Origin of the sequence: Vibrio sp. STUT-A16 (assembly GCF_026000495.1) — a bacterium.
Lineage (GTDB): Bacteria > Pseudomonadota > Gammaproteobacteria > Enterobacterales > Vibrionaceae > Vibrio > Vibrio diabolicus.
The window spans coordinates 1511077-1537920 of sequence record NZ_AP026766.1; the positions used below are offsets into that span (position 1 = coordinate 1511077).

The 26844-nt window shown below is 41.8% G+C and carries 24 protein-coding genes and 1 pseudogene; 15 read left to right on the forward strand and 10 right to left on the reverse strand.

All coding sequences use genetic code 11. From position 1 onward, the window contains the following. Window positions 1–48 precede the first annotated feature (48 nt). Window positions 49–624, forward strand: a complete 576-nt coding sequence (locus OO778_RS23465) for a class I SAM-dependent methyltransferase (protein ID WP_006742039.1) — start codon at window positions 49–51, stop codon at window positions 622–624. 141 nt (window positions 625–765) lie between these two features. Here the strand turns inward: OO778_RS23465 and OO778_RS23470 are convergent, their stop codons facing one another. Further along, window positions 766–2754: an acetoacetate--CoA ligase gene (locus tag OO778_RS23470; RefSeq protein ID WP_074189936.1), complete on the reverse strand. Its 1989-nt coding sequence runs from the start codon at window positions 2752–2754 to the stop codon at window positions 766–768. Window positions 2755–2976: 222 nt separating this feature from the next. Between OO778_RS23470 and phhA the strand changes: the two genes are divergently transcribed. Next, window positions 2977–3771 (forward strand): phenylalanine 4-monooxygenase, encoded by a 795-nt coding sequence (gene phhA, locus OO778_RS23475; protein WP_074189937.1) that lies wholly within the window; start codon window positions 2977–2979, stop codon window positions 3769–3771. After that, window positions 3761–4099: a 4a-hydroxytetrahydrobiopterin dehydratase gene (locus tag OO778_RS23480; protein ID WP_005375563.1), complete on the forward strand. Its 339-nt coding sequence runs from the start codon at window positions 3761–3763 to the stop codon at window positions 4097–4099. Before phhA ends, OO778_RS23480 begins: the two co-directional genes overlap by 11 nt. Window positions 4100–4169: 70 nt before the next feature. On the opposite strand, the gene OO778_RS23485 is transcribed toward OO778_RS23480, so the two are convergent. Further along, on the reverse strand, window positions 4170–5939 hold the full coding sequence (locus OO778_RS23485) for a choice-of-anchor I family protein (protein WP_256898514.1): 1770 nt from the start codon (window positions 5937–5939) through the stop codon (window positions 4170–4172). 199 nt (window positions 5940–6138) lie between these two features. Here OO778_RS23485 and OO778_RS23490 point away from each other — a divergent pair, with 199 nt between their 5' ends. Next, the gene (locus tag OO778_RS23490) at window positions 6139–6483 is read left to right on the forward strand and encodes a HopJ type III effector protein (RefSeq protein ID WP_065646937.1); all 345 of its coding nucleotides are present in this window, start codon (window positions 6139–6141) and stop codon (window positions 6481–6483) included. A gap of 38 nt (window positions 6484–6521) precedes the next feature. Here OO778_RS23490 and OO778_RS23495 read toward each other — a convergent pair whose 3' ends face one another. After that, on the reverse strand, window positions 6522–6830 hold the full coding sequence (locus OO778_RS23495) for a cysteine-rich CWC family protein (RefSeq protein ID WP_082244968.1): 309 nt from the start codon (window positions 6828–6830) through the stop codon (window positions 6522–6524). Window positions 6831–6973: 143 nt separating this feature from the next. Here OO778_RS23495 and OO778_RS23500 point away from each other — a divergent pair, with 143 nt between their 5' ends. Next, window positions 6974–7189: a DUF3820 family protein gene (locus tag OO778_RS23500; RefSeq protein WP_005391112.1), complete on the forward strand. Its 216-nt coding sequence runs from the start codon at window positions 6974–6976 to the stop codon at window positions 7187–7189. A 40-nt stretch (window positions 7190–7229) separates the two neighbouring features. Continuing rightward, window positions 7230–7475 carry a hypothetical protein gene (locus tag OO778_RS23505; protein ID WP_046873683.1) on the forward strand — a complete coding sequence of 82 codons (246 nt, stop codon included), beginning with the start codon at window positions 7230–7232 and terminating at the stop codon, window positions 7473–7475. Between the two features lie 140 nt (window positions 7476–7615). Here the strand turns inward: OO778_RS23505 and OO778_RS23510 are convergent, their stop codons facing one another. Both OO778_RS23510 and OO778_RS23515 read right to left on the reverse strand, forming a co-directional pair. Continuing rightward, complete coding sequence (locus OO778_RS23510) at window positions 7616–7864, reverse strand: hypothetical protein (RefSeq protein WP_046873682.1); 249 nt, start codon at window positions 7862–7864, stop codon at window positions 7616–7618. Window positions 7865–8635: 771 nt separating this feature from the next. After that, window positions 8636–10240 carry a S8 family peptidase gene (locus OO778_RS23515; RefSeq protein ID WP_258459402.1) on the reverse strand — a complete coding sequence of 535 codons (1605 nt, stop codon included), beginning with the start codon at window positions 10238–10240 and terminating at the stop codon, window positions 8636–8638. 403 nt (window positions 10241–10643) lie between these two features. Here OO778_RS23515 and OO778_RS23520 point away from each other — a divergent pair. Next, a pseudogene (locus OO778_RS23520) lies at window positions 10644–10911 on the forward strand (IS1-like element transposase); the annotation flags it as partial. Window positions 10912–11160: 249 nt separating this feature from the next. Here OO778_RS23520 and OO778_RS23525 read toward each other — a convergent pair. Beyond that, window positions 11161–12345: a hypothetical protein gene (locus tag OO778_RS23525; RefSeq protein ID WP_256936649.1), complete on the reverse strand. Its 1185-nt coding sequence runs from the start codon at window positions 12343–12345 to the stop codon at window positions 11161–11163. A 484-nt stretch (window positions 12346–12829) separates the two neighbouring features. Between OO778_RS23525 and OO778_RS23530 the strand changes: the two genes are divergently transcribed. Next, a complete protein-coding gene (locus OO778_RS23530; RefSeq protein ID WP_029838613.1) occupies window positions 12830–13309 on the forward strand; it encodes a DUF1456 family protein in 480 nt (159 codons plus the stop codon). A 539-nt stretch (window positions 13310–13848) separates the two neighbouring features. Here the strand turns inward: OO778_RS23530 and OO778_RS23535 are convergent. From OO778_RS23535 to OO778_RS23545, 3 genes are all read right to left on the reverse strand, one after another. Beyond that, a complete protein-coding gene (locus OO778_RS23535) occupies window positions 13849–14415 on the reverse strand; it encodes a hypothetical protein (protein WP_005495314.1) in 567 nt (188 codons plus the stop codon). A 357-nt stretch (window positions 14416–14772) separates the two neighbouring features. Continuing rightward, entirely contained in the window at window positions 14773–14988 is a 216-nt protein-coding gene (locus OO778_RS23540; protein WP_020332820.1) for a hypothetical protein, read from the reverse strand. A 73-nt stretch (window positions 14989–15061) separates the two neighbouring features. Next, complete coding sequence (locus OO778_RS23545; RefSeq protein ID WP_264911929.1) at window positions 15062–15547, reverse strand: outer membrane beta-barrel protein; 486 nt, start codon at window positions 15545–15547, stop codon at window positions 15062–15064. A 610-nt stretch (window positions 15548–16157) separates the two neighbouring features. Between OO778_RS23545 and OO778_RS23550 the strand changes: the two genes are divergently transcribed. The 7 genes from OO778_RS23550 to OO778_RS23580 all read left to right on the forward strand — a co-directional run bounded on the left by OO778_RS23550 (window position 16158) and on the right by OO778_RS23580 (window position 25681). Then, on the forward strand, window positions 16158–16967 hold the full coding sequence (locus OO778_RS23550) for a winged helix-turn-helix domain-containing protein (protein WP_005495319.1): 810 nt from the start codon (window positions 16158–16160) through the stop codon (window positions 16965–16967). Then, window positions 16964–17452, forward strand: coding sequence for a hypothetical protein (locus tag OO778_RS23555; protein ID WP_020332823.1), 489 nt, complete (start codon window positions 16964–16966; stop codon window positions 17450–17452). Before OO778_RS23550 ends, OO778_RS23555 begins: the two co-directional genes overlap by 4 nt. Before the next feature lie 805 nt (window positions 17453–18257). After that, window positions 18258–19730, forward strand: a complete 1473-nt coding sequence (gene ltrA, locus OO778_RS23560; protein ID WP_264909311.1) for a group II intron reverse transcriptase/maturase — start codon at window positions 18258–18260, stop codon at window positions 19728–19730. Window positions 19731–20115: 385 nt separating this feature from the next. Continuing rightward, entirely contained in the window at window positions 20116–22434 is a 2319-nt protein-coding gene (locus tag OO778_RS23565; RefSeq protein WP_264911930.1) for an AAA family ATPase, read from the forward strand. A 66-nt stretch (window positions 22435–22500) separates the two neighbouring features. Next, window positions 22501–23514 carry a restriction endonuclease gene (locus OO778_RS23570; RefSeq protein WP_264911931.1) on the forward strand — a complete coding sequence of 338 codons (1014 nt, stop codon included), beginning with the start codon at window positions 22501–22503 and terminating at the stop codon, window positions 23512–23514. Window positions 23515–23836: 322 nt separating this feature from the next. Beyond that, a complete protein-coding gene (locus OO778_RS23575; RefSeq protein ID WP_069522899.1) occupies window positions 23837–24613 on the forward strand; it encodes an MBL fold metallo-hydrolase in 777 nt (258 codons plus the stop codon). A gap of 96 nt (window positions 24614–24709) precedes the next feature. Further along, on the forward strand, window positions 24710–25681 hold the full coding sequence (locus OO778_RS23580; RefSeq protein ID WP_047009328.1) for a helix-turn-helix domain-containing protein: 972 nt from the start codon (window positions 24710–24712) through the stop codon (window positions 25679–25681). A gap of 552 nt (window positions 25682–26233) precedes the next feature. Here the strand turns inward: OO778_RS23580 and OO778_RS23585 are convergent. Next, window positions 26234–26698 (reverse strand): VanZ family protein, encoded by a 465-nt coding sequence (locus tag OO778_RS23585; RefSeq protein ID WP_074189949.1) that lies wholly within the window; start codon window positions 26696–26698, stop codon window positions 26234–26236. Between the last annotated feature and the right edge of the window lie 146 nt (window positions 26699–26844).

Genomic DNA, 26844 nt, shown 5'->3' on the forward strand with positions numbered 1-26844 from the left:
TTTTGCGGTAATCTATGTGGGTTACAAAAAGTGAACATGGAGGCCACGATGGCACAAGATTGGGACGGCTTAGCAAAAAACTGGGAATCAAATCCAGCAACAGAGCAATTTGCGCAGTCGGTGTTTGAGCAGTTACAACAGCTAACTCAGCTTGATGGCATTAAAGTACTAGATTTTGGATGCGGAACAGGGCAGTTAAGTCAACGATTGTCACCGATGGTTAAAGACATTGTAGCATTAGACGCATCGGAAGCCATGATTGAAGAACTCGATAAAAAAGAGCTTGCCAATGTAGAACCTGTCGTAGATGCATTGTCTCGCGGCTTGGTCGCTCAGCATCCAGCGTTTCGTGGACAGTTTGACCTAGTAGTTGCATCGTCAGTTTTAGCGTTTGTGGAAGACTTAGACGCGTCATTAAAAATCTCGCATTCTTTACTTAACCACGGCGGTTACTTTGTTCATTTTGATTGGATTGCAGAATCTGAACAAGACGGTTTTACCCTTGCGAAGTCTAAACGTGCTTTGAAAGATGCAGGTTTTACTGAGGTTGAATCGCAACACGTTTTTGACATTACATCTGACGGTAAAACAATGTCGGTATTAATGGGGCTTGGTCGCCGTTAATACTGAATAAAGAACACCACATGATAAAAGCGAGCTACCTAGCTCGCTTTTTTCTTATCGGTTGAGGGTATGATGTCCCAAGTTAACCTCACTTGTTCTTCACCTATCGCTGCGGACGCAAGCAAAGTGGTTCTATAACAATCAAGTGTTCTGAGGTTGTTTTTGGGCGACTATCCTGCGTATCTCCTCCAATACTTCAGGGTTGGCTATTGCGCCTAAATTTTCTACGCTCCGATTGTTAACGACTTGCTTAACGGCTAACTCAACCAATTTTCCCGAACGGGTCTTAGGTATATCGCTTATTACGTAAATTGCACTAGGTACATGTCTTGGAGAACATGCAGATTTTAGCTGTACTTTGATGGAGGCGATCATCTCGTCGTTGAGCTCTATCCCTTTCATTAATTGGACAAACAGCCATATTTGTTCGTTGCGATCGACTTCTTTTCCTACTGCGATGGAATCTAGAATACCGTCTATACTGTTCACTTGCTGATAGATTTCGGCTGTGCCGATTCTTACGCCACCGGGATTCAACGTGGTATCACTTCGACCATAAAACACGTATCCACCAACGCTGGTTTGTTCAACATCGTCGCCGTGGTGCCAAATATTGTCGAACTTATCCCAATAAGCACGATGGTATCTTTCCCCGGTGTCGTTCCAAAAGCCAGCGGGGAAGTTGGGCAATGAATTGGCACAAACCAACTCACCGCGCTCTCCGATTACGCTATTACCTTGCGGGTTAAAGACTCTGACATCGACCCCTAATCCCGCTGATTGGCACTCTCCTCGATAAACGGGAGAAATAGGGTTGCCTAACACAAAGCAGCCACAAATGTCTGTCCCGCCTGAGATCGATGCGAGGTGGACATCTTCTTTAATGTGCTGATAGACATAATCAAACTGTTCTGGATACAGAACTGAGCCCGTTGAGCAAATGGTTTTCAGACTTGGAAATGCATCACTTTTCGGCGGAGAAAAAGAAACTTTTTCCAATGCCTCTAGGTATTTCGCCGAAGTCCCAAACAGCGTCACTTCGGCTTGTTCAGCGAGGTCCCAAAGCACGTTATGAGCGGGATAAACAGGGCTACCATCAAAAATTACTAAACATGCGCCGCTCGCGAGTGAAGAAACGTGCCAGTTCCACATCATCCAGCCGCAGGTCGTGTAATAAAACACTCTGTCGTTAGGTTGGATGTCGCAATGCAGTTGGTGCTCTTTCAAATGGTTAAGCACTGTTCCGCCGACGGAATGAACGATGCATTTCGGTTTGCCTGTCGTGCCTGAAGAATAGAGCACAAATAGCGGATCGTTAAAATTAACGCGAGTAAAAGTCAGCGCTTCGGGTGTGTATTGATTCAGGACGTTTTGCCAATCTTGAGTGCAGACGTCGCATTCAAAAATGTGTGGTTTAAGGTAGCTAATTTGGCAAACCTGTTTAAGACCATCAAGATGATCCGCAATATGCTGGTTTTTCTCAGACATATCGAAAGTTTTGCCATTGAATGTATAGCCATCACAAGTAAACAGGATTTTAGGTTTCACTTGACCAAAGCGCTCCAAAACGCTTTCAACGCCAAAATCAGGTGAGGTAGAAGTCCAGGTTGCCCCTAAACTGGTGGTTGCTAACATGGCTATCACCGTTTGAGGTAAGTGAGGCAAATAGCCAGCGACGACATCACCTTGCTTGATTCCACATTCTTTCAACCATTGCTGGACACTCGAAACTTCTTCACACAATTGTTTCCATGTGTAGGTTTGCTTTTCTTCACGTTCATTTTCAAACCAAATCGCGAGATCATCGGGTTGGTGACACGCGTAGGTTAGCAAGTTTTCTGCGTAGTTAATTTGTGCGTTTGGGAACCATTTTATGTCTCTATTTTCGACGGGTTGCTGCCAGCGACTTTCTGCTTGCTCCTTTACGGTCTCTCCTTGAGTACCAATGACGTCGCAGAATAACCAGACTTCTTGCCAAAATTTTTCCACATGATCGAGCGACCATTGATGCAGATCGGCGAAGTTTTCAATGGTATTTCCTTGTCGATTAATGTGTTCAATAAACTGTGTGATGTTGGCTTCTTCGATACGACTTTCGCTCGGTTGCCATACTTTGCTGCTCTCGCGCATAGGTCCCTCTATAACAAAGTGGTAACAGATTTTAGTTTGAGAGGAATACACGATAAAGTCAAACAAGCTAGATATTATATCGTGTCATAAAAATCATGCAGTTACGACGTGTTGTAAACAATATGTTACATCGGATTGATACTGAGAAAATCGTGTGGGGATTGGAAGCTCTCAAGACTGAAGATAGGCTTAATGTAAAGGATTTGTTAATGGAGATGTGCCATGACTCAGTATCGTTCTAAACCCGTAAACCAGGAAGGCAGGGTTGAATGGAGCCGTGAAGAAGACGCCATTTGGCGAGATTTGGTAACACGACAAATGGGTGTGATCCAAAACAGAGCTTGTAAGGCTTATTTACACGGTTTAACGCTGCTTGATTTACCTCAAGACCGCGTTCCTCAATTGCCAGAAATTAATCTTGTCCTGATGGAGACAACAGGTTGGCAAGTGGAGCCCGTTCCTGCGCTTATTGACTTCGACCGTTTTTTTAATCTGCTCGGTAATAAGCGCTTTCCCGTCGCCACATTCTTGCGTACCAGAGAAGAGTTCGATTACTTGCAAGAGCCGGATTTCTTCCATGAAATATTTGGTCATTGTGCGATGTTAACCAACCCAGATTTTGCTGCATTTACCGAACATTATGGTCAACTAGGGCAAGCCGCTACACCAAAACAAAGAGCGTATCTCGCTCGTCTCTACTGGTTTACCGTAGAATTTGGCTTGGTGAAAGAAGGGGACAAAACCAAAATTTACGGTGGTGGTATTCTCTCATCTCCTGGCGAAACCCTCTACGCATTAGAGAGTGATGTAGCAATTCGCGACCCATTTGAATTACAAACTGTGCTGAGAACGCCTTATCGTATCGACATCATGCAACCGAAGTACTACGTGATTGATGACTTTTCTCAGCTCTTTAAAATCAGTCAGTTAAATTTATTGAAACAAGCCGATCTAGCGATTGAAGCTGGACTGCTTCCTCCACTTTTTGAACCAAAGGAACCTGCTCATGTTGAATGAACAAAAATGCGAAGCTTGTAGTATCGATGCCATTGCACTAAGCAAAGAAGAACAACAATCTCTGTTGCTGCAATTGTCTGATTGGCAGATCATTGAAAGAGAAGACATACCTCAACTAGAAAAGGTGTATAAATTTAAGAACTTCAAACAAGCATGGGCTTTCAGTAACAAAATCGCGGAACTGGCAGAAGATGAGTTCCACCATCCTTCTATTTTGTTGGAGTGGGGTAAGGTCACCGTAACTTGGTGGAGTCACTCGATCAAAGGTCTGCATAAGAACGATTTTATCTGCGCATCAAAATGTGACGCGCTAGCATCGGCAGAGTAGGACATTACCTCATACAAAAAACGCCCGGCTTACGTCGGGCGTTTTGGTTCTAAATGACTTTTACATTACTTTATAGATTGATTCGGAAGACGGAAGTCGTGCCAGATACTTCATTGCCAACGGCGATAAAATGACCACCATTGCGAGTAAAGTAATTAATGGATTCTGGGCCTAAATCGCCTGCTTTTGGATTGTATGTGCCGTTCGCGCATTCACCATCTTCGACTTCTGTACACACTGGTTGATTGTAATCGCGACGGTTTACGTAATGTAGGAACTGTGCTTTTTTCGGATCGGTAATGTCATAAATCATAATACCGCCTTGGCGCTCTAAGCCGATGAACACGTAATGGCGACCGTTAATTTGTGCTACTTCAATCGCCTCTGGCTCAATGCCTTTATCATCACTTCGGTCATCGCCACTGTGATTGTTATCGTTGGTACTGTTGAAGTTTTTACCTTCATTCAGCAGCGCGATGGTCGCGAAATCGTCACCACTATCGAACACCAACTTGCCGTTTTCATCCCAAATCGAGAATGAACGTGCGCCAAATGCTTGAACCTTATCTTGTGCAGAAAGCGTTTGTGCCGGCTTAATCACTTTTAAACGCGCGAGTTGTTTGTTGTCTTTTAGTGCCTCTGCCAATGGGTGTTCTGCTGCTACTTTCAGCTTCTTACCGCGCACTTCATCAATATGGCTTAAACAGCTCCCTTGCTCAGATGTGTATTCATCTGTACCAAGGTAATCGTCTTCATCCCACATAAAGCCAGCTTTGTCGCACAGTTTTTGAGTGGTTTTGAATCCGTACTCACGCCCGTCGCCTTCATTTGCGGATACGATGTAAGTACTCCCATTCACTGAGTAGCTGTCGATGGTGTCAGGCATAAATAAGCCAACCAGTTGTGGGTAGCTTTTCAAGTTTCCAATAATTTTGTCTTTGTTAGATGCATCGAGTTTAGCGTCCGACCAAGACTTCTCACCTAAGCCAACAATTTTTTCTACCGATTTGCTCACTGGATTGACGATTGCCATGGCGTTATTTTCTTGTAGCGCGACATAGATTTTACCGTTATCTGCAAAAGTGAGGTATTCAGGCTCTAGATCTTGAGCGATAGTGGCGTTTGGCCCCGAAATACGCACATTCATTGGGAGCTCTGCTTTTCGTGAACCATCAAACTCATTAAAGCCAATTTGTGTCACTTCTGCTTGAGTAACGCCAAGGTTCAGATCGATCAAAGTGACGCTACCTTCAGGATCGACGCTGTAATCGCTGTTTGGTTCGCCCTCATTAGCGGTTGCGATGTATCGGCCATCTTTCGAGAAGCCCACCATGTCTGGCAATGCGCCTGTTGGGAACGTCGTGACTAATGACAAATCGTCGGAGCGGTACAAACCAACAATACCATTCGCTTGTTTATTACTGTTTTCAATCGCAACCGCGACCAAACCATTGAATACAGCGACACTGTTTGCAGCGCCAATTTCAACGCCAGCTGCTTCGCCAGCGCTGTTGAGATCAATGAATGCGGTTTGCGTTGGTACGCCGTTGTCATCCATAGAAAGTACATCGACACGTTTTGCTTCAGCATTGATCACATAGAGCTTATCCGTACAGGCGTCATAACTGACGATTTCAGCTGCCGATGTGTCGAATGGGGCATCAGCAACGGATGTCCCGATAAACGTTAACCCTTGAATTGAAGTTTCCCCAGCAACGGGCGCAGTGGTAGGTTTGCATTGTGTAGCGAATGAAGCCACGGTATCTTCGGGTTGTGATGAACACGCGATGGCAAGTGATGACAATGCGAGTGCACCGATTGCCTTTAAAGGGGTGATCATGATATCTCCTTATCAATCCGATACGTTGTCAATCAGCATGGGGTTTATGCTTCTGTCCATTTCCGCAATTGGAATGATGGAACGCTGAATGACGTGTGATTTGGTAAGGCTCTGAATATATGTATGATTGATGACTCTTATATTGGCTTTTTATGAAACTAATGTGTCATCAAAATGATGAAGTAGGGATAGAGGAATAATGGAATTAAAATCGTTTTTAGATTTATTGGCAGCTTCACCAGAGCAGGTCGAATTTGAAGCAACGATGGCGGTGATCGAAGATAACTATACGTTTGAGCCAACCGCTTTTGTTAATGGTGAGACGCAAAACAACGCGGGTGAGAACAACGGTTCGTGTAAGATCTTCGCTTTCGGCTTGCTAAATAACCTAGACAAAGAAGCGACACTAGCCTGCTTTGGCCGTTTTTATCGTGAAGATGTATTGCAGCATCCAGAGAATAGCGATCACCAGAATATTCGTAATTTTATGGTAACAGGGTGGGATGGTATTAAGTTTGAAGCACCCGCTTTAACCGCTAAATAAACACCAGTCAGAAAACGCAGAACAGTAAGCCAGTCGTATTATGCGACTGGCTTTTTTTCTAGACATTTTCGGCACAAACACAGCTGGTTGGCGCTTGGCTTGGGTAAATCACGGGTTTCAATAGTAAAGCACCAACAGGTTTCTTTGCCTGCGGCGATATCACAATGGGCTTGAGTCCCGCACTCAGGACAATTGTGCGTTGAATCTTCCCCTGCGATTTGTTCGATAATCGTATCTCGTTGGAGATCGGTTTTGTCTTTCCATTGGATGATTTCATCCATCGTTCTGTGACAACCAGAGCATATTCCGGCGTTATTTTTACATGCTGCTCGACAAGGTGACTTCATTGCTTTCTCGTTCTCATTTTTTATGCCGCGTACTCTAGCACAAAGCGAGTCAAAGCCGCCAAAATAAACGTGAGTGCGATTTGCTGGTGAGGAGAGGGCGGCAGTGATATTCTTGGACGAGTTACCTCAAATCTTTGTCACTTATGTTAGAAAAAGAAAACCTCATTAAACTCGCTAGAGTGCAAATGCCATTTGGAAAATATGCAGGGCGAGTGTTAATCGACCTACCTGAAGAATACCTATTGTGGTTCGATAAAAAGGGCTGGCCAAGTGGCGAGCTAGGGGATTTGCTCAAGCTGTGTTTAGCGCTCAAAATTGAAGGCTTAGATAGTGTCGTGAAGCCTTTGAAGCGTATGTAACTAGCCACAGAAACTCCCACTTTTAATGAAAAGACTTATTATGAATTTTGATATCGATGCACTGAAACACCACCAATTGGTCGAAGATGGTAAATTAGAGGGATGTTACATTCATCAGCCAGCTCAAGGTAGCCAGCAAGATGACAAAGCTGTTTTGGCAGAGCGCCAAGCGTTGGAAAAAATGGGGTATAAGGTAATTCAGGTGAAAGCTAAAGGCGGGACAACAACGTTTGCCGAGGCGATGCAAAAGCTTGCGAAGGAAACTGGTCACCTGCCTAAGGAGTAAGTGAGTGTAACCTGCCACAGCTTCCCTAGTTATTCCACGATACCATGTATTTTCATTCAAAAGAGCCAGACTGTTAGGCTGACTCTTTTTTGCTCCAAACCCGTTGAGAGCTTAAACGTTGATCGTATTAATAAAGTCCGTCAGTAGAGAAACCAGTTAGTTGCATAAATAACGAGAAGGACTAGAAGACCTAGAAGGAATGGGAAGGTTAGCATCATTGCGAACTTTTTCTTGAAGCTTGGTTTATCGAATACCACGCCTTCGGCTTCCCTTACTCTTCGCTCTTCATCAAAATGCCATTTAATAGCTAAGTAAGCTCCAATACCTAATACAATAAGCTTAAAAGCTCCAGCAAAGTACGGAAAGAAGTTAGCCCAACTGTCGTTCATTATCCATCTCTCTCAAATTAAATATGGGCTTTACGGTAGCAGAATCCAAGGCTCATGTTTAGTGCGCTCCCAAAGTCAGGTGCCTTGGCTAGCACAAGCCTACTGATACTGCTAACTGTCCACAACTCTCTTTGCAACATCCTTGGTTATTAATGATTTAATAGAAAAGGACTAGAGCATTTATATCCAGAGGCGTGTCTGTATGGTTTGTAACGTCTTTGCCCCATTCCAATTTACCTCGTTTGATCGTCTCTTTGCCTAATAGTTCCCATTTATAATGATCTTGCGTGGTTCAAGGCCCATTTCATCCAATGTTACCGTTGTCAGCCCATCAACATGTGCAGTATAGGGTCTGAGTTTTGAGTGGATACAATCTTCTCGGATTAGCCACCATATCGTTCACGATGACCAACAGCCAAGGTCAGGTCACGCGTTTGTCTCACAGCCTAAAATTGCAAGTGAGAACCGCGGTCACAGTAAAGAATTTGTTTTGTATCATCTTGGGTTTGCCATCATGCCAAGATTTATGATGGAGAAAGAGTTAGCTCGAGGAGATTAAGTTCGCATCCTATTTGATGTACACGACTTGGAGAACCCGACTTATGCGGGTACTACTAATAGAAAGCTTCGATGCCGTTTCGAGTTGAGTTCTTGAAGAAAAAGGCCGGTGCGTTTGAATAGCATCGAACGCCACCTATTAAACTCAGTATTCCCGAAAGCAAAGCCCACCGAAAAGCGGGCTTTGTTCTCTTTTAGTAACGAGAATAACAACTAGTAGTTAGCTTGAATGCTGACACCGCTATAGTTTGAGTAACCTTGAATCATGACGTGATAACGTCCACTTTGTGTCGCGCTGACCGTACATGTTTCATTGTTACCGTATTTGAAAGGTCGGCAGTCCCATGCGTTCAGTGCTGGTTTTGCACCAAAACGGAGATACAGGTCCGCATCACCGCTGCCACCATACATTTGTACGGTTAAGCGCTGCCCAGCTTCTACATCAACATAGTAATACGCTACTTGACCGGTTGAGCCACTTAAACCGCTCACTGGCACACCCGAGGTTAACTTACCTTCTGGATCCGGTGTTGGATCTGGGCCACCACAGTCTTGGCCACAATCAGCATCCGTTAAGCTATAAAGTAGCTTGTTCACGCTGCCTCTTGTGTCCGTCACCTTTCCGCTAGTTGCGCGACTAACGATCAAGGCCTCTACTTGGCTTGGAGATAACGAACTGTTTTCTTGAAGATACAGTGCTGCTACACCCGCTACATGTGGCGTCGCCATCGAAGTACCACTAATGGTTTTGTAACCACCGTCATACCACGCAGATTTGATTTGTGAGCCTGGCGCAAATACGTCCACACAACTGCCCCAGTTTGAAAAACTCGAACGTGCATCCGTGCTAGTAGTTGAGCCGACAGTCACACCAGTAGCAACGCGCGCTGGAGAGTAGTTACAAGCATCAGCATTCGAGTTACCTGCTGCTAGCATAAAGCTGACACCTGACTGAACCGCACTTTGCACCGCGCTATCGAGAGCGACAGATTGACCGCCACCTAAACTCATGTTGGCGACTGAAGGTCCGGAAGCGTTCGCAGCCACCCAGTCCACACCGGCGATAACACCAGACGTAGACCCCGATCCGCTACAGCTCAATACTCTCACGCCGACAAGGTTGACGTTTTTCGCCACACCATACAAGCTGCCGCCAATGGTGCCCGCCACGTGTGTGCCGTGTCCATTACAGTCACTTGCATCTGCATCATTATCGACAAAGTCATACCCAGAAACCGAGCGCCCACCAAACTCAACGTGTGCATTGTTCACACCAGTATCGATAACATAAGCCGTTACACCAGTTCCATCAAAGTTGGCACTGTAGTTGTTATCGAGTGGCAAGTTACGTTGGTCGATTCGGTCTAGTCCCCAAATGGCATTGGTCTGATTTGCGTCTGCCGAGACTATTGGGTCAAGCGATAGGATTCTGTCTTGCTCAATGTAGTCCACACGAGGATCAGAACGCAGATCTTTCAGTTGCTCAGGACTCAAGTTAGCGACAAATCCACTTATCGAGTGGTCAAAAACCGACTCCACTTGTATCGAATACAAACCAGACATGCGGTCTACAGACTGTTGCGTGAATTGCTCGAATTCTGTTGAGTTGCTCGCCATCATTTGCGGTTGTTGAAATACCACTATGTAGCGATCTGCAATGGCGATGTCGTCCGGTGCAAGCATCAAAGTGGCAGGCAATGTGTCGGGATCTTGTTGTAACTCTGCACTGTCCGGAATCTCATTGGGTTGCGAAAAAGCGAGAGAAGAATGAAAACAGATCGCGGAGGTGATACAACAACTTAGTAGTTTCTTTAACATAAAATGTTCCTTGAAATCATAGTCTTGTTGATTTTACCTAGTACCAAACTGTCAACACGAAAACACAGACAATCAGCGTGGTACGCTCAATACGTGCTGCAGTGACGTTACACAAATCAAACTAGACAATGAGTAATCATATGCATAATTGATAATAATTCGCATACTCAGAAACATGATCAATAACTAAGCTTTATTGAAATTGAAATGCAAAGATTCATTTAGATTTAGAGCAAAATCCCTAAAATAGAATAATTCTACACACCTGGCTTATTGCCTGTTATATGCACTATTCTTACCGATAATTTACGCAATAAAAACCTAACTATCCTTTCATTGGTAATGACTCAAATCGGTTGATAGATGTTAATATAGCCACCTGATTTCTGATGTTTTTTAACTCATGGCTACTATCCAAGTTCAATGTCGTTTCTGTAATAAAACAGAGCCCGTCCGTGAACATGGAAAAGGGCATTCTGGCTTTCCTCGTTTCAGGTGTATCGAATGTCGAAAGGGCTTTGAACTCGATTAAGTTTACGAAGCCCGCAAGCCAGATGTAAAAGAAAAAATTGTCGATATGTCAATGAATAGCTCTGGAGTTAGGGAAACAGCACAAGTGTTGAATGTCGCATACAACACGGTATTGAGCACTTTAAAAAATCTCGCCAAGGTAAGTAACCTCAATCCCTTTAGATAGAGCAAATATAAGACTAATTTGTAAACTTGAAAGGCTAGCTGCATTGGTTGAGGAATATGAGGAAAAACACTTCCCCATTTAAGAACTGCAACACACCTTTGCTCCTTCCCGTGCCAGTGACGCTCAATCTCACAAATCACAGTGAGTGGGTTTGACCTACTTTTCCTTGTCTGTGTAGTGTCTGGGAAGTCGGAGGACTATCATCTTATGCTTTTAAACGCCGTTAATTTTCATACGCATTGAGCGCTTGTAGCAGCAAAGGTTTAACGATGGGGTAAATTTGATTTAAACGCAACTGGTAGAAATCAAACGCTTCTTTCCAAGACTCTTCGTCCTGCCAGTCAAGAGTTATTACAGGTAGCGAGATTTTTAGCTTCTCTGGGACAAATTCAGAGTCCTCCGGCAATAGTGGCATCAATGACTCTCGCCTAGCATACAGGTACTCAAACAAGTATTGTCCAAGTGCGTCATTTCTGAATCTCACAAAGACACCCACCTCATTGGGTTTAGATCGGTAAGTTGTTATCCAACTATTGTGTGCCCTTGGTGGTAACTCGAACCATAAGTGCCCCTTAGTCGAAGGGGTTGGTAACCTTACACTAGTGTCATCAAGCTCAAGATAATCAAGCAATGCACTCCAATACTCATAGGATTGACCAGAACCTTTGTTTGTGGCTGATTCATTTTGCTCGTTGGTGGATTCAAGTTTCTCAGTAACTTCACTACTTACTTGATTAATCGAAATCACTCGGCGCTCAGTAATTTCAGTTTTGCGCATCACTTGAGGATTCACGAGCAGTTGTTCGCCTGGCATGTGGAAGATCTGCACCTCAACCATGGCAAAAGAAAACTCCATTGATGCATACGTATTAAGAAAGTCCTTTATCTCAAAAGCCCCCTCTCGAATACCATCGCCCACTACCAATAATAAGAAGCGGCCTTTTGAGAGGTTTCGCTGGACCGTATCAATGAATGAGGCTTCTAATACTTCATGGCCATCCGCCTTAACCAATTCAAAAAGCGATAGACCACCATTAATTGCACAAACCTTAGTATCAAGTTCGTCGTAGCTCCAATTCATCAAGTCTTTAGCGTAATCGAGTATCTGTCCAATCACTTCTCTACGAGATTGAGGATTACGATAGAGTTTGGTCTCCGCGATGACCAATCGGCCCGATGGCGTCACATAGATGCAGTCCACTCGATCCGACTTAGTGGCAAGCTCCATACACACTGGTACCGCACCGGTATAGTCCGCATCAATCTCATAAAAGGGTAATAGGTCAGCGTTAGCAAAGATAAGTTGCTGTAACCACTTCTCATCGTAGATACCTGTTGCCTGCAACTCGACTCGTTGAAGCCTCTGAACGCTGCTTTCGGGGGATACGATGATTGGACCATTGCTCATGAAAGAACTCCGTTGCTAGCTAAAAACGCTGAGGAAAACAAACCGTAAGATTAGCCCAACGCATTACTTTACGGCGTTTACGAAGTCTCATTTTCCTACTTTGACTTGCTGACTTCATTAGTCAGCGAGCAGTTCAGCACTCCCATAAGAGCAAGCTATTGCACTGTCGTGATGCAGTCAGATGGGAAGGCGTGTTGGCTAACTCAATTCTGCCCCATTCCTTGCCAGTAACCTTCTACTTCACAAATAACAGTGAGGTGGTTTGACCTACTTCTTCTAATCAGCATAGTGTCTATGAAAGTGGGGTCTTACCAACTTAGCCAACTAGTTCGAATAGGCCGTCTTATTTCTATTTTTAACCTACCGAAGAAACGTGTTCTCTGTTAGAGTCACCATCAACTACGCTATTGAATAAAGACACCCACAGATCGCATGTCATTGATGGATTTTTATTCACTCTTAGAACTCATTTTAGGAATCCCTAGTGACTAACAACGAAATTTTACGTCGTATCCAACACGCGTTAAACCTTAAAAACGCGCAGATAATGAAAGCTTTCGCGCTGGCCGAAGTCACTGTGGCTCACGATAAAGTGGCAAACTGGTTAAAAGATGAGAGCGACAAATCTTGCGTTAAGATGAAGGATCAAGAGTTAGCGGTATTCTTAAATGGCTTTATTAACCTCAAGCGAGGAAAAAAAGACGGCGAGCAACCTAAGCCAGAAGTCACGTTGACCAACAACATGATTCTCATGAAGCTGCGCATTGCGCTAGACATGAAAGCAGAAGATGTGTTGGACGTATTAGAAGTGGTTGGTATTAGTTTAAGTAAATACGAAATTGGTGCGTATTTCCGCAAGCCAAACAACAAAAACTACAAACAGTGTGAAGACCAACTGCTGTGCGACTTCTTAAATGGTGTGCAGTTTACCAATCGTCCCGATTCTGAAGAGTTTACTGGGTAATTTTTATCTCGAATCGAACGTGGTAATTGATTAAAAAAGCGAGAACCATTTTATTTGGCTACTCGCTTTTATCATGCTAAAGACCGATATTAGAGCTTCACAATCACGTCTACTCTTTGTCTTTTTTCAGTAGATACCTATCGAACCACGCTGAAATCTGGTCGGCTTTTAGAATCAAGACACACACCGCCCCTATGACCCTACCAATATAAACCCAAGCTAAAACCTTAAGCCAGTTAGGGGCCACTATTCTGGTCAAGATGTTCCAGACATATTGTAGTGATTAACTAAAACTGGCCACGTATATAGAGCTTTTCCATACTTTTGGTCATGCGTGCAGAGTCACGACTGACGCCATTGGTAACACTAATTTGCCCCAAAATGGGTTGATAATGAGTAAACAATCTTTACCAGATGCTTTACAACTCATTAGAATTACTTAGTCATGGTGTTACCTACTTCGGATTGTAGAGAGAGTGTGGGTAGGGATATAAATAAGTTTTAGGGAGGTTAATCGTAACCTCCCGTGCAAAAATTACCTAACAGTCGTTATCCGAGCAAGTAAAGTCATCTTTAGACACGCTGATTTTCCCACTAAGTTGATTTGTACCATTAAAGTCATAATCTAACGTTTCTGCTGAAGAGCCAAAATTGCCATCATCATTAATATTGTGAGCGTCGAAGTCCACTTTAATCGAAGGATAATTACTAATATCTATTTTAAGGTAGTGATCTAAGTCACCCTCACTTGAATATGAAATACGCAACTTTTCTAAAAATGGCGAATATTCAAAATACTTACCTGAATCATTTGAGGTTAACATTATGACACTGTTGCTAGTCGTGATTTCTAAGCCTGCTTCATTACCATCAAAGTCATCGAGTGCATCAGGATCATAGCTTTGACTACATGTGTCTGTACTTGCTGTAATGTTACATTTAGCTAAAATATCTTTAACCAGTAAACTGGTTGCCTCTAAAATGTCCTCTGCGGCATTTCTAGCTTCGAAACTAGATAATTCTGTGGAAAGAGCTTTCTCTACATCATCTGAACCGCAACCTACCAATACACCTGAAACTGCCGCTGCGAGAATTAATTTTTTCATATTATTTATACCTTTGTCAATTAGTTAGACTTAAGAAAATAACCTATTAAAATAAGATTAATATGCCGGATTTAAGTCAATGTTTACCAAGTCTTAATAACCTTTAGAAGAATAACTTGATAGTGTCAAACTATTTGAAAATTAAATAATAAATGCTTGTGATATTTTCCTGATAAAAATACCTCTTCCAGTCTAGAGTAATGATTTAATCGCGACTAAACTGGGCGTTAACTTAACTAATTTTCATAATGGTTCATGAGTACGTTTTTAGCTTTTGTTTTCCGGTTGATTTTGTTATTATCAACCCTGTTCATGTCGTAAAAGAGATACCCCCTCTGAGGGCTGCAAGATTATCGATTAATTACAGGTTAGGTCTCTTTTCTTTACTTCGACTTTGTTTGCTTCCATATAGTAAATATTGGTGTCTTCCTTAAAGTGTTCACACAGTTCCTCATTCGAGAACTTAGCGGCACGCTCCGTGCTAGCATTAGCGGCTTTTTCTTTTAGCGCGGAGCACCCTGTAAGACTAACAAATAAGATTGAAAACATAATTGTAAACAGGCTTTTGTTCATTATTAATTTCCTATTGGAGTTTAGTTAACAGTATTCTTAAATGACACACAGTAGAACGACATTTAGTATGGTGTTAGAAGTTGTAGCCAAGTCCAAATGACAAGCTACCTGATGTTGCATCGAATGAGTCTGCATCATCAAAGTCAATGGTGCTCTTGCCAACCAAAAAGCCAGCGTTGACAGATAAACGTTCGTCGATAGCATAATCAGCACGCATACCTGCTACGAAACCGTCGAGCTCATAACTGTCGTAATCCAACTTCCCGTTTCCGAGTTGGTAACCGATCACAGGGGTGACTTTGAACGTGTCTTGGAAGAACTTAAAATCATAACCTATAGTAGCTTTGAACGTACGAAGGTCACCGTCACCAGTATCATCCCATTGATCAGATTCGACATCACCTTGCATTGAGATGAAAGTCTCTGCGCCGATTACGAAGTTTGTGTCACCTAGGCTTGCATCACCATGAACTACAACGCCAGATGTAGAAACACTAACATCTCCAGCATTAGGCTGATCATAAGAGAAGCCTTCTCCAGCCAGTCCGATGCTATTCACCTGCGTAAGCTCCACCAAGGCTCATTGCGCTGAGAGCAGCACCAATCACTAAATGTTTTTTCATTATCATTACCTTTAATAACTCATAATTATTTTTAGCAGGTTCTCCCCAGCTACAATCAAAAATCATTTTTAAACAAGCTGATTGATCACCTTCAATGGAGTGAATGCTAAATAGGTATCTCGATAATGTATCTTTATTAAAATTAATAATATTAAAACCAAATAAAAACAGATAGTTAAGTTAAGTCGTTTTTATTGATAAATGGAGTACGTTGTTGTTGAAATCTTGCGACAAAAACACTACTGGAGCCTGTACAATGCGATTGTGGTTCACACACACTTTTGATTGATGAAGATGTGGTGCCTCAGTGGAAGCAAGCCAAACGTGGTAGAACACAACATTTAAATAATCTTGCTATTACGGCAGCCCTCATGGTCAAGCGTATCTTCTCTTGACTCTTGATGGCGTTGCAAAGCTGGAACGACTCGATGTTATCGATTGATCTAATTTAGTTAGTGCTTAATGATAGGCTATGGTATAGGTCTGTAGAGGCTATTCGAGTTTCAGCTAAATCACTATATCAAATGGAAGAAAGAAGAGAGAGAAATGGAAGTTAACGATATCAAAGTCAGTTGTGGTGAAGAAGGAGGAAGCTACTTTATTACCGTTGATGAGACCCGGTATAAGTGTTCTTATGCTGAGTCGGTCATATTAAGCCATTTTTTGAACAATAAAGGCAAGTTCTTCTCTAGAGATGAGTTGGCGTCAATTGGATGGCCGGGGAAGCTGGTCTCAAAAAACTCAGTTCCGGTTTCTATCGCTAATCTAAGAAAAATATTTAAGAACCATACCAAAATCGACGTTATATCCAATGAGAAAAACAAAGGCTATGTTGTTCAAGTTGATAAAATTAAATTTATTGACATTAACACTAATCAAGAAAAGTCTACTGACACGATCACGAAAGATAGTTCACCAGAGTTACTGGATGCTTTCAGTGAGTCCAAGATTAATAGAACCAAATTGTTTGTATCTAAAATTGCATTATACCCACTTCTTTTTGTAAACATTGCTCTTCTTCTAATCGTACTCTTCTTCAATCATACCAGATTAGAACCTCCCAAGGTAAATGTAATAAATAACGATGATTATATTGCGGTTTTTACTGGTGATAGCCAAGTATTGGCTCAGCTGGAAAGTGTGAAGAGTAGTCAAGAATCAATGCTTCTTAGATTTCAAGATATAGAAGAAGACCTCAAGTTAGCGAAACATGAAAATAAGAATATTTTGTTTATCAACTCGTCAGGAGATCGGGTAGTAATAGATTGTTTGGTAAATGATCAATTGGTTTCTTTCTCAGGTGACGATATTGAGAAGATTGTTAGCGAGTTGAATGAGAAGGGGTGTAAGTTATGAATTATTTAAAATGGCTAAACGTGATTTTTTTTGTAGCTACTATCACCTATACCTTATTCCCTTTAGACAAAAAAACTTCGCCTATTGACGGTTACTTCAAAAGAAGTGAGGTGATTATCACTAAAGGAGAAGATCGAATTGAACTGAATACCAATGCTGATTTTCTTGCGAAAGAAATGAAATACACTTCTATTATTACCATAACGGATGTCGATAAAGAAAATCAATACAGTACGTTTTCTATCGATGGTGAAATGTACTTGAAAAATGGACTTATTGTATCAAAAACAAATCAAGTTGAAGATACCGACCATATTAATAAAAAAGTTGTCTTCACAGCATCCACGTCTCCTATTGTCAGCCAGATTCAAAAGTCATTTTTGGGTATTGATATCTACAAACCGCGTCGGTATCAATATATACTAATTGATAACTTCTTCTGCTATTACGATGTAGAAAAGCTCATTGCTCGTTGTATGGAGTAGAGTATTATTTATGCGGCCTAAAGTAATTGATAGGAGCCAGCGTTCCTGTCATTCCTTGATTTAGCTCATTTCGTACTGTACTGATCCGTAGAGGTATATTCGATGATATTTAAACAAAACCCGTCAGCGTTAAAGTTGCACCATCTATACTAAAACTAAGCGACTTTTCATGCCTTTAATTATCAATCCCTTGCTAATTTAGCAAATGCTCGGGCACATTTTTGTCCGTGCGACGTGAAGTCGCATGAAGCGCTGTTCACCGCGATAAGAGTGAACCGTTTGTATCACCAGACGACCCTAAGGCTCTGAATAAAGCAGCGAGCCTGACAATGTAACGAAGTTTGGCACTGTGCCAAACGGGAGCAGAACCGTGAGGGAATGCTCCTCCTGATAACCACGAATTGGGTGAGTGCTAGGGAATCAGTATGATGAACGAAAGTGAATCCATGTAAGGTGCGTTATACGTGAAGCAGCGGAAGTGGTTAATACGCTGTGGCCAAACGGCGATGGGAGTAGGAAAGAGGTTGGACAATACTCTTTCGTGATCGATAGGCTCCTCGCACTATAGTGGGCATCTACCCTGATATTGCGCGACATGCGGAACACGGTAAGCCAGTATCGTTCCTTCGGGAAAGCTGTCTGTGAAGAGAGCCGATAGCGGTGCTGGTAAAGGAGGTTGGAAAAAGCGAATGCTGCATTGTAATGATGCAGATACAAACGGATGTTTGACACGAAAGTGTGCCCACTTCCAACTGGTCTCCCATTGCAAGATGATTTGGAAAACTTTATTTAAGAAGGAACGCAGATGATCTCTTCTCATGAAGTGAGTGCCCCTTCTGGCAGCGCCCAATGGCAATCCATCGACTGGAAAGCGGTTGAGCGCCATGTGTTAAGGCTCCAGATGCGCATTGCAAAAGCAATCCGAGAAGGTAAACACGGTAAGGCGAAAGCACTACAGTGGATACTGACTCACTCGAAAGCAGCAAAACTTCTCGCTGTTCGTCGAGTATCACAAAACAAAGGCAGTAAAACGCCAGGAATTGACGGCGACATCTGGAACACCGATGCACGTCGAATGGCGGCAGTCAGCTTACTGATCAGAAAAGGCTATCGAGCTAAACCGCTCAGAAGAATCTATATCCCGAAGAAAAACGGCAAACTTAGACCATTAGGTATCCCGTGTATGATAGACCGAGCGCAACAAGCGTTACATCTTCTAGCACTAGAACCTATATCGGAAACAATTGCCGACCCTAACAGCTATGGCTTTAGACCTAACCGAAGCGCAGCCGATGCAATACAGCAGTGCTTCAAATGCCTGTGCAAAAAGGGAGCAGCACAATGGGTTCTTGAGGGGGATATCAAAGCTTGTTTCGACAAGATAGGTCACCAGTGGCTACTTGATAATGTACCGACAGACAAAAGGATGCTCAAGCAATGGCTGGAATGTGGTTATATAGACAAAGGGCTATTCTACAAAACGGCAGAGGGAACACCACAAGGAGGGATAATTTCACCCACCCTGATGTTGCTCACTCTTGTCGGACTAGAAAAGTTAATTAAGTCTATCGCTCGCAAGACAGGCAGCAGAGTAAACTTTATAGGTTATGCTGACGACTTTGTTATCACGGGGTCTTCAAAGGAAGTCCTAGTGAATGACATTAAGCCGCAACTGATGGCTTTCTTACAAGAAAGAGGTTTAGCGCTTTCTGAAGAGAAAACGCACGTTACTCATATCAATGATGGTTTTGACTTTCTTGGTTTCAACGCCAGAAAGTACAAAGGGAAACTGCTCATTAAACCGAGCAAATCCAACGTATTATCATTCTTACGAAACATGCGTGACCTCATTAGAAAACACGCAACAATCCCAGTAGCCGATCTCATTAAGATGATGAATCCAAAGCTACGAGGATGGGCGAATTACTATCGCCACTGTGTTGCTAAACAAACCTTCGGCTATGTTGGTCATCAGATGTTTCTAGCGTTATGGCGATGGTCAGTCAGGCGTCACCCAAACAAGGGACGTAAATGGATCGCACACAAGTACTTTCTAAACTATCAAGGGCAATGGATTTTCCATGGCTGGTTTAAAAAGGATGGACTGTATGGCGTGATCCGACTGTTTCAAATTGGTCAAGTGCCAATCAAGCGACATGTAAAAATCATGAGTCAAGCGACCCTGTTCGATCCTTTTTGGGAAGGTTTTCTCAATGAACGTAAGGTGAAAAATACAGGTCGTAACTCATGGTTTGATCCTGTCGCCACTGCTTTGTGAGTTGCTGGGTAACAATAACGCCTTAGTGGAGGCTTGAGCCGTATGCAGTGAAAGTTGCACGTACGGTTCTTAGGAGGGCGGCATCTGGTAACAGGTGTCGCCTATCCGACAAAGATGTGCCGACGGGGCATGAAACACGAAAATGCCCCATTTCTTGTTACCACTATCCCTTTCTAAGTTGTAAGAAAGTCATTTTCAATACTTGAACTTATGAAAGGCAAGACCAGAACTCATCGCTTGTCCTTTTTCCTACACTGACAGAACTGTTAGTAACCGAATGAAATATATTGTTTTAGTTGGATTTTGGATATGTATCACTGAAATTGTCCATATGCTGGCTATGGTTGAGATAGTTGGAAAATCAACCATATGCGGATAGACACGAATGATTAATGGTATCAGTAAGATAAAGAGCCTTCGTTCGTTTGGAATCTACGAGAACCATACGAATGTTGGGTGTGATGAGTTTGTGAGGTTTAATCTTATTTATGGATGGAACGGCTCTGGAAAGTCAACGCTTTCAAGATTGTTTAGAAGTATTGAGAATAAGTCTTTGAATAGCTTGTCGTATGAAACTCCGTCTTTTGATATTGAGTACAGTACTGACGGAACGAATGTAAATACTTTGACACAAGCTAATATCGAGACCAATCCACTCAACGTTCGAACGTTTAATAATGACTTTATTCAAGAAAACATTGATTGGAGCGGTACGGTTAAGAGCATACTTCTAGTTGATAAACAGAAAATCTCAGAGCGTAAGCAACTTGACCAAAAGAAAAATGAGTTGAAGCAAAAACGAGAGGAGTCGAAGAGTGCCACCAAGACCGCCAGTGATTTAGAAGCCGAAATTAATAAGTTCCTCTCAGATACGGCGAAGAGCATCAAGATAAGCTTGAAAGTGATTGGAACAGATGACCGTAAGTATTTGAACTACAACAAAACGTCACTTAAGAAATTAATCACTTCCGACCCAACGGGGGTTAGTGACATAGACTCAGTACTTTCAGAGGAAGACATTGTTCATCATACGAAATCTGCCTCTCCTGTTGAAAAACCAAAAATTTCTTTGTCGATTTCACCTATACAAACAGACTTTTTTGAAAGTGATTTTAATGCACTGAAAGCATTAATGCAGAAGACCGCTGTAAATGAGGTAATAGATTTTTTAAAAGAAAACCCTGATGTCCAAACGTGGGTGTCTACTGGTATAAGTTTGCACGAAAAGCATGAATCAAATGAGTGTCACTTTTGTGGAAGTACGCTAACTGAGTCTAGGTTGACTTCGTTGAATAATCACTTTAGCGAGGCCTTTAAACTGTTAAAGGAAGAAATTGCGCAAGCTGACAAGTACTGCAAGTCGTTACCAGAAATCGATCTTCCAGCTGTAGATTCTTTTTTCGAAGAGTTTCAAGCTGCTTATAAAAAAGCTATAGCTCCACTCGACGAAATTAGAAGAAAAGTTTCAGACATTGTAAAGGGATGGGAAGATTGCCTCGTCCAGAAAACAAATGACCCTTTTGATGTTTCTATGGTAGTTGTAAATGTCCCTCAGAGTCTTATTGATGAATACAACAATGCTGTTGAAAGTATCAATGCTTGTGTGAAAGAGCATAATGACAAGTCAGGTAATTTCCAAGCTGTGACAGCGACACACAAACAAGCTCTTGAGCTACATTATGCTGCGGAGAAAGTTATTGATTTCGACTATGACATGAAGAAAAAGGCGTTAAAAGCGGATCAGGATAAAGCTAAGAAAGTAAGTGATGAAATTACAGCTATCAATACAGAGGTAGTAAGGCTTGAGGCTGAGCTGTCAAATGAATCTATTGCGGTAGACCCTTTCAATGATGAGCTTGCTAAGTTCTTGGGGCGTACAGAACTTAAGCTAGAGTTTGATGCTAAAGAGAAAGGGTACAAAATATCTCGTAATGGCACTGGTAAGCTGGCTAATAACTTGAGTGAAGGTGAGAAAACAGCAATAGCATTCGTGTATTTTGTGACAAAACTTAAAGAGCATGATAACGATATCAAAGAAACTATAGTGGTTGTTGATGACCCAGTATCTAGCTTTGATTCAAACCACTTGTTCCATTCGTATTCATTTTTGAAAAAGCACTGCGAGAACGCTAAACAGCTATTTGTAATGACACATAACTTCTCGTACTTCAAGTTAGTCAGAGATTGGGTACTCAAGAAGAATAAATTCCCCAAGGGTAAAGACCCAATAATTAAATCAAGAGCATATACAATTGAAAGTACGTGTGACGGTGTTCGAAAATCTAAAATTGTAAGTGCTGGCGGTACGTTGACAGAGTACAACTCTGAGTATCACTACTTATTCTCAAAGCTGTATTCATTCAAAGACAAAGCGAATTTGAATCTTGATGAAGTATACCTGTGCGCAAACTTATCGAGAAAACTACTCGAATCATTCTTGTGCTTCAAGCTCCCTAAGAAGAGAAGTAACTTTAGGCAGTTGGTAGATGATGGTACGCGAGGGTATTCAGATATCAAGTCAGAGGATGTTGAAAAAGTATATCGCTTTATAAACAAGTACTCGCATAACCAAGAGATAGAACTGGAAGATAATGCAGATAACTTGTTAGGTGAATCACCCGCTATTTTGAACACAATCCTAGACATGGTTAAGACAATAGATGAGCACCATTACAATGAAATGGAAGCGGTAGTAACAGCTTAAGGTTGGTTGATTGCGTTGTTCACGTCTTGATGCAACGTTATACCCTCCAGTGAATTACGAGGAATTATGGCAAGAATTTGGTTTTCTCCTGGTGACCTTGCCGATCATCTCCATGAGATAATAGGTTACAAAGCAGGTTTAGCTAGTTCAATTGAACAGATGTGCGATTTACTGTCAGGTACTGGATATGCTGATGATATATTGAGATCTGAAGGTAATGGGCTTGCTATTCGCTCTGAAGATTACGAGGGTTTATATTACCAACTTTTATATAAGGTTGGTGTTACTGATACCCCAAGACAAGGATTGTTTACACAATCACAGTTCTTCATAAGAGCAATGAAAGAAAAAGGTTTAGATTACATTACTGATCTTCAAAATATTTACAGTAAACATTATAGACTGGGTGTAGAACTGGCAGTAAAAAACGGTCAAAGCTCTGTTGATCCTATGCCAATGCTAGCTGAAGCAATGGAAAGGTACGGAAAAACTGGAGCGAGTGACCTTATTGAATTGATGAAAATGTACGACGCTCATTTTCAGAATAGCCCTCATACTGCAGGGAGGTGGGAAGAATGGAAAGATATAGTCGATCTAAATGATTTATTCGAGAAACATCAACCTGTAGTTTCACATGGCACTTTCTTAGATCAACGCTTCATCAATTACCTGTCGAATAACTTGGCTAAATTGGGTGAAATCCACTGGCGAAAATTCGAAGAATTAATTAGTGAGTGTTTTAGTCAATCAGGATATAAAGTTGAACTTGGACCTGGTACCAATGATGACGGTGTTGATGTTCGTGTTTGGAATGATTCTGCTCAAATACACCCTGAATTTATCATTCAATGCAAACGGTATAAGTCGAAGATCGATAAAGTAACAATAAAAGGCTTATATGCAGACGTTTTAGAAGCGAAAGCAACAACGGGCTTACTAGTTACCACATCAGAATTTAGTCCAGGGGCTAGGACTACTATTTCAGCTCGAAGCTACCCAATTAAGGAAGTTAATGGGGAAAAGGTTTCTGAATGGATAAAAGCGCTGAGAACTCCAGGTTCAGGAGTTATCAGGATATAACATACAACTATAGCTTCAACATACTTTTTCTAATCTGACAGAAACGGATTGGAGTTATACATCTAACTCGTTTCTGTCCAACGGCTTGCTGACGGGGTAGATCATCGTAACGCAGAACTGCCCCAAACAGTGTTACGTCAGTTGTTGAACACTAAAATGGTTTCTATTAGTTTCCCTCAATTTATCTAATAACAACTAATTCCAAGAACAAATTTTTGTCCCAATAGTATCCTTATGTGTCCTTTAAGCCACTTTTGAGCGTCTATCCTATTGCATAAAATGACTCCATTACAGCAAAACACAGCAATACTGGAGCACAATTATGAAAATCACACAAATTCGCAATGCAACACAAGTCATAGATTATGCAGGTAAAACATTCCTTATTGACCCAATGTTAGCGCCAAAAGGCACTTACTCTGGATTTGAAGGAACAGCAAATTCACACTTACGCAATCCAACAGTTGAATTGCCTCTGCCTCTTGAAAGCATCATCAATGTGGACGCAGTTCTTCTAACTCATACTCACCCAGACCATTGGGATGAAACAGCAGTGAATGCGATACCTAAAGATAAATTGATTTTTGTACAGCACGAAGGTGATGAAACTATTCTTCTATCACAAGGTTTTACCAACGTTAAAATCTTCTCTGAAGAGACTGAATATCACGGTATTTCATTTACACGTACAGTCTGCCAGCATGGCTCTGATGCAGCATTCCAACATGATCAAATGGCTGAAATTTTGGGTGAAGTGACAGGCGTGATTTTTTCCCATGCCGATGAAGAAAAGTTATATGTGGTTGGTGATACGATTTGGATTCCAAGTGTAGAAGAAACCATGAAAAAAGAACAACCAGGTGTCGTTATTCTCAATACAGGTTGGGCGCATGTACTGGGCTTTGGTCCTATTATTATGGGTAAAGAAGATGTACTAAAAACACACCAAGTGCTACCTAAAGCGAAAATCGTTGCGACTCATATGGGGGCGGTTAACCATGTATTGGTGACTACTCAAGAAATGCGCGAATACGCAGCTGCAAATATGATTAGCGATTTTGTGTTTGTTCCAGAAGATGGTGAAACAGTGATAATCTAGTTTTGATGTCATAAAGCAAACCTATGGCCTGCGTTTATGAACCGCACAGAGTAGTGTACTAACATTGCTCTGTGCATTTTACTTTGGAAACGAACTATGTATCTCAATGAAAACCATAAAATTCCTTCCGTTGCTGTTGTTGTTTTCAATCGCTTTAGCCCGTTTCATATTTCTGTCCCTAGCATTGTGTTTGGAAGAGATACCCTTAATGAAGCTTTTTTCGAGCTTAAATTTGTCGCTGGAGAGGAAGGACCGATTTTATCTGATATCGGTATGGAAATTCATACCGAGGCGCAGCTTGATTTCCTAGAGTATTGCGACATCATCGTTGTACCTTATTGGAGAACAATTGACGAGCGCCCTAATGAAAAGTTGCTCAATGCTCTCTGTCGTGCTCATGCCCGAGGCGCATTGGTTGTCGGTTTATGTCTTGGTGGTTATGTTCTCGCTTATGCTGGCTTATTAGCGGGGAAACGAGCTGCGACACATTGGGAATTAGAACAGGATTTTAGTCAACGCTTTCCAGAAGTTTCGCTCGATACGAATGCCTTATATGTTGAAGATAGCGGGGTGATAACCTCAGCAGGTACTGCCGCAGGTATCGATTGCTGTCTGTATGTTTTCCGAAAATACTACAGCAGTACGATTGCGAACCGAGTAGCAAGAAGAATGGTTGTGCCTCCATACAGAGATGGTGGGCAAGCTCAGTTTATCGATCAACCTATACCTGTGACGACATCTGATTCACGTATCAATGCATTAATGGACAATATCAGGCGTGATATCAATCAAAAATATTCACTGGATGAGCTAGCAGATTCAGTGATGATGTCCCGCCGAACTTTTACGAGAAAATTTAATAGAGCTACAGGTATGTCATTTGGAGAATGGCTGACGGCTGAGCGACTAAACTTGGCTCAGGATCTACTTGAATCTACAGATTTGTCTATTGAACAGATTGTTGCAAAAACAGGGTTTAGCTCAGTTCTCATTTTCAGAGATAAATTTAAAGAGCGTTATGAGGTAACCCCTAACCGATGGAGGAAAACGTTCCACCAACAGCCTTAGACAAATATTCAGCGTTCCAACTAAGGTTTGCCATACATTTCCTCATGTCAATTCCGATTATTAGGGAGGTTAGCGTAGCTCATTAATGTCCAACGGCTTGCTGACGGGGTAGATCATCGTAACGCAGAACTGCCCCTTTATGCGTTAGACCTTTTACTCATTCATACTCTATTAATATGAGTTTACCCTAGCAAAAGTTATCCACTTTCTAATACAACATGCTGTTAATCATCACGATATATAACGAAGGAGGAGGGTAAATTCGATCTATCAGTACGCATACTGTTCTGATCCAGTTAAGATGGATATGCATTATACGACATATTAATTTTCAAAGTTAACCTTTCCCCTGTCTTGAGCTGACCCAGTACCAGCTCCTTGGCAATGGAGACTGCTTTTTGACCTGAAGGACTGGTTAAGCTAACCGCTTCTTTGCGAAACTTTCAGTATACGCTGGGTTACGACGTTTAGTCATAAATCACCGCTCAATGAAACTCTAGAGCTAAACTTAGTAAGATGTCTATTAAACGTGGGGTACTCGGTTCAATAACGCTACCTCGATGCTAAAAACTTTTTATATCTAAAAAGAGCACAAAAAAGAGAAAAACCTAGAATTGCTCCTAAAGTATTAAAAAGTACATCATTTAGGTCAGAAGTTCTTCCAGAACCTACTGCAAATTGCATAACCTCTATCAGTGTACTTAATATGCCCGATACTATAATCGACGGAAAGCACCTTATGCCGGCAAGTCTTAGAAGCATTCCACAGGGCAAGAACAATAATGTGTTCAGGCAAGCGTCAATGACGTCTGCACGATTTGTAACATCTAATAACGTAAAGTTAATAGCGCTACCACCACCAGAAGGTGTACCAAATGTTAAGGTAATTAATGCTGTGGTCCATATTAAAAAGAGAAGTAAAGTGATCAGGTTTTTGATTTCTTTAGTATATTCAACCCAAACACAAGAAATAATCAATAGTGTCCATATTAGAGTAATTAGATAGAATAAATTCAAAGCTTTACCTTATTAATTATACAAAATCTATTTTTCTAAGAATGAACTGCTTATAAATACACGAGAACAACTGATTGACATAGATAGCCCTAAATACAATTAAAAATATGCTCTTTGGACGGCAATTTATCGTACCACCACCGATT

Excerpts from the sequence above, each read along its gene's own strand:
- OO778_RS23535 (WP_005495314.1), bottom strand. The coding sequence starts at position 14,415 with ATGAAAAAATTAATTCTCGCAGCGGCAGTTTCAGGTGTATTGGTAGGT.
- OO778_RS23540 (WP_020332820.1), bottom strand. The coding sequence starts at position 14,988 with ATGAACAAAAGCCTGTTTACAATTATGTTTTCAATCTTATTTGTTAGT.
- OO778_RS23580 (WP_047009328.1), top strand. The coding sequence starts at position 24,710 with ATGTATCTCAATGAAAACCATAAAATTCCTTCCGTTGCTGTTGTTGTT.
- OO778_RS23550 (WP_005495319.1), top strand. The coding sequence starts at position 16,158 with ATGGAAGTTAACGATATCAAAGTCAGTTGTGGTGAAGAAGGAGGAAGC.
- OO778_RS23565 (WP_264911930.1), top strand. The coding sequence starts at position 20,116 with ATGATTAATGGTATCAGTAAGATAAAGAGCCTTCGTTCGTTTGGAATC.
- OO778_RS23515 (WP_258459402.1), bottom strand. The coding sequence starts at position 10,240 with ATGTTAAAGAAACTACTAAGTTGTTGTATCACCTCCGCGATCTGTTTT.
- OO778_RS23525 (WP_256936649.1), bottom strand. The coding sequence starts at position 12,345 with ATGAGCAATGGTCCAATCATCGTATCCCCCGAAAGCAGCGTTCAGAGG.
- OO778_RS23555 (WP_020332823.1), top strand. The coding sequence starts at position 16,964 with ATGAATTATTTAAAATGGCTAAACGTGATTTTTTTTGTAGCTACTATC.
- OO778_RS23570 (WP_264911931.1), top strand. The coding sequence starts at position 22,501 with ATGGCAAGAATTTGGTTTTCTCCTGGTGACCTTGCCGATCATCTCCAT.
- OO778_RS23505 (WP_046873683.1), top strand. The coding sequence starts at position 7,230 with ATGAATTTTGATATCGATGCACTGAAACACCACCAATTGGTCGAAGAT.
- OO778_RS23500 (WP_005391112.1), top strand. The coding sequence starts at position 6,974 with ATGTTAGAAAAAGAAAACCTCATTAAACTCGCTAGAGTGCAAATGCCA.
- ltrA (WP_264909311.1), top strand. The coding sequence starts at position 18,258 with ATGATCTCTTCTCATGAAGTGAGTGCCCCTTCTGGCAGCGCCCAATGG.
- OO778_RS23490 (WP_065646937.1), top strand. The coding sequence starts at position 6,139 with ATGGAATTAAAATCGTTTTTAGATTTATTGGCAGCTTCACCAGAGCAG.
- OO778_RS23575 (WP_069522899.1), top strand. The coding sequence starts at position 23,837 with ATGAAAATCACACAAATTCGCAATGCAACACAAGTCATAGATTATGCA.
- OO778_RS23465 (WP_006742039.1), top strand. The coding sequence starts at position 49 with ATGGCACAAGATTGGGACGGCTTAGCAAAAAACTGGGAATCAAATCCA.
- OO778_RS23510 (WP_046873682.1), bottom strand. The coding sequence starts at position 7,864 with ATGAACGACAGTTGGGCTAACTTCTTTCCGTACTTTGCTGGAGCTTTT.
- OO778_RS23480 (WP_005375563.1), top strand. The coding sequence starts at position 3,761 with ATGTTGAATGAACAAAAATGCGAAGCTTGTAGTATCGATGCCATTGCA.
- OO778_RS23485 (WP_256898514.1), bottom strand. The coding sequence starts at position 5,939 with ATGATCACCCCTTTAAAGGCAATCGGTGCACTCGCATTGTCATCACTT.
- OO778_RS23495 (WP_082244968.1), bottom strand. The coding sequence starts at position 6,830 with ATGAAGTCACCTTGTCGAGCAGCATGTAAAAATAACGCCGGAATATGC.
- phhA (WP_074189937.1), top strand. The coding sequence starts at position 2,977 with ATGACTCAGTATCGTTCTAAACCCGTAAACCAGGAAGGCAGGGTTGAA.
- OO778_RS23470 (WP_074189936.1), bottom strand. The coding sequence starts at position 2,754 with ATGCGCGAGAGCAGCAAAGTATGGCAACCGAGCGAAAGTCGTATCGAA.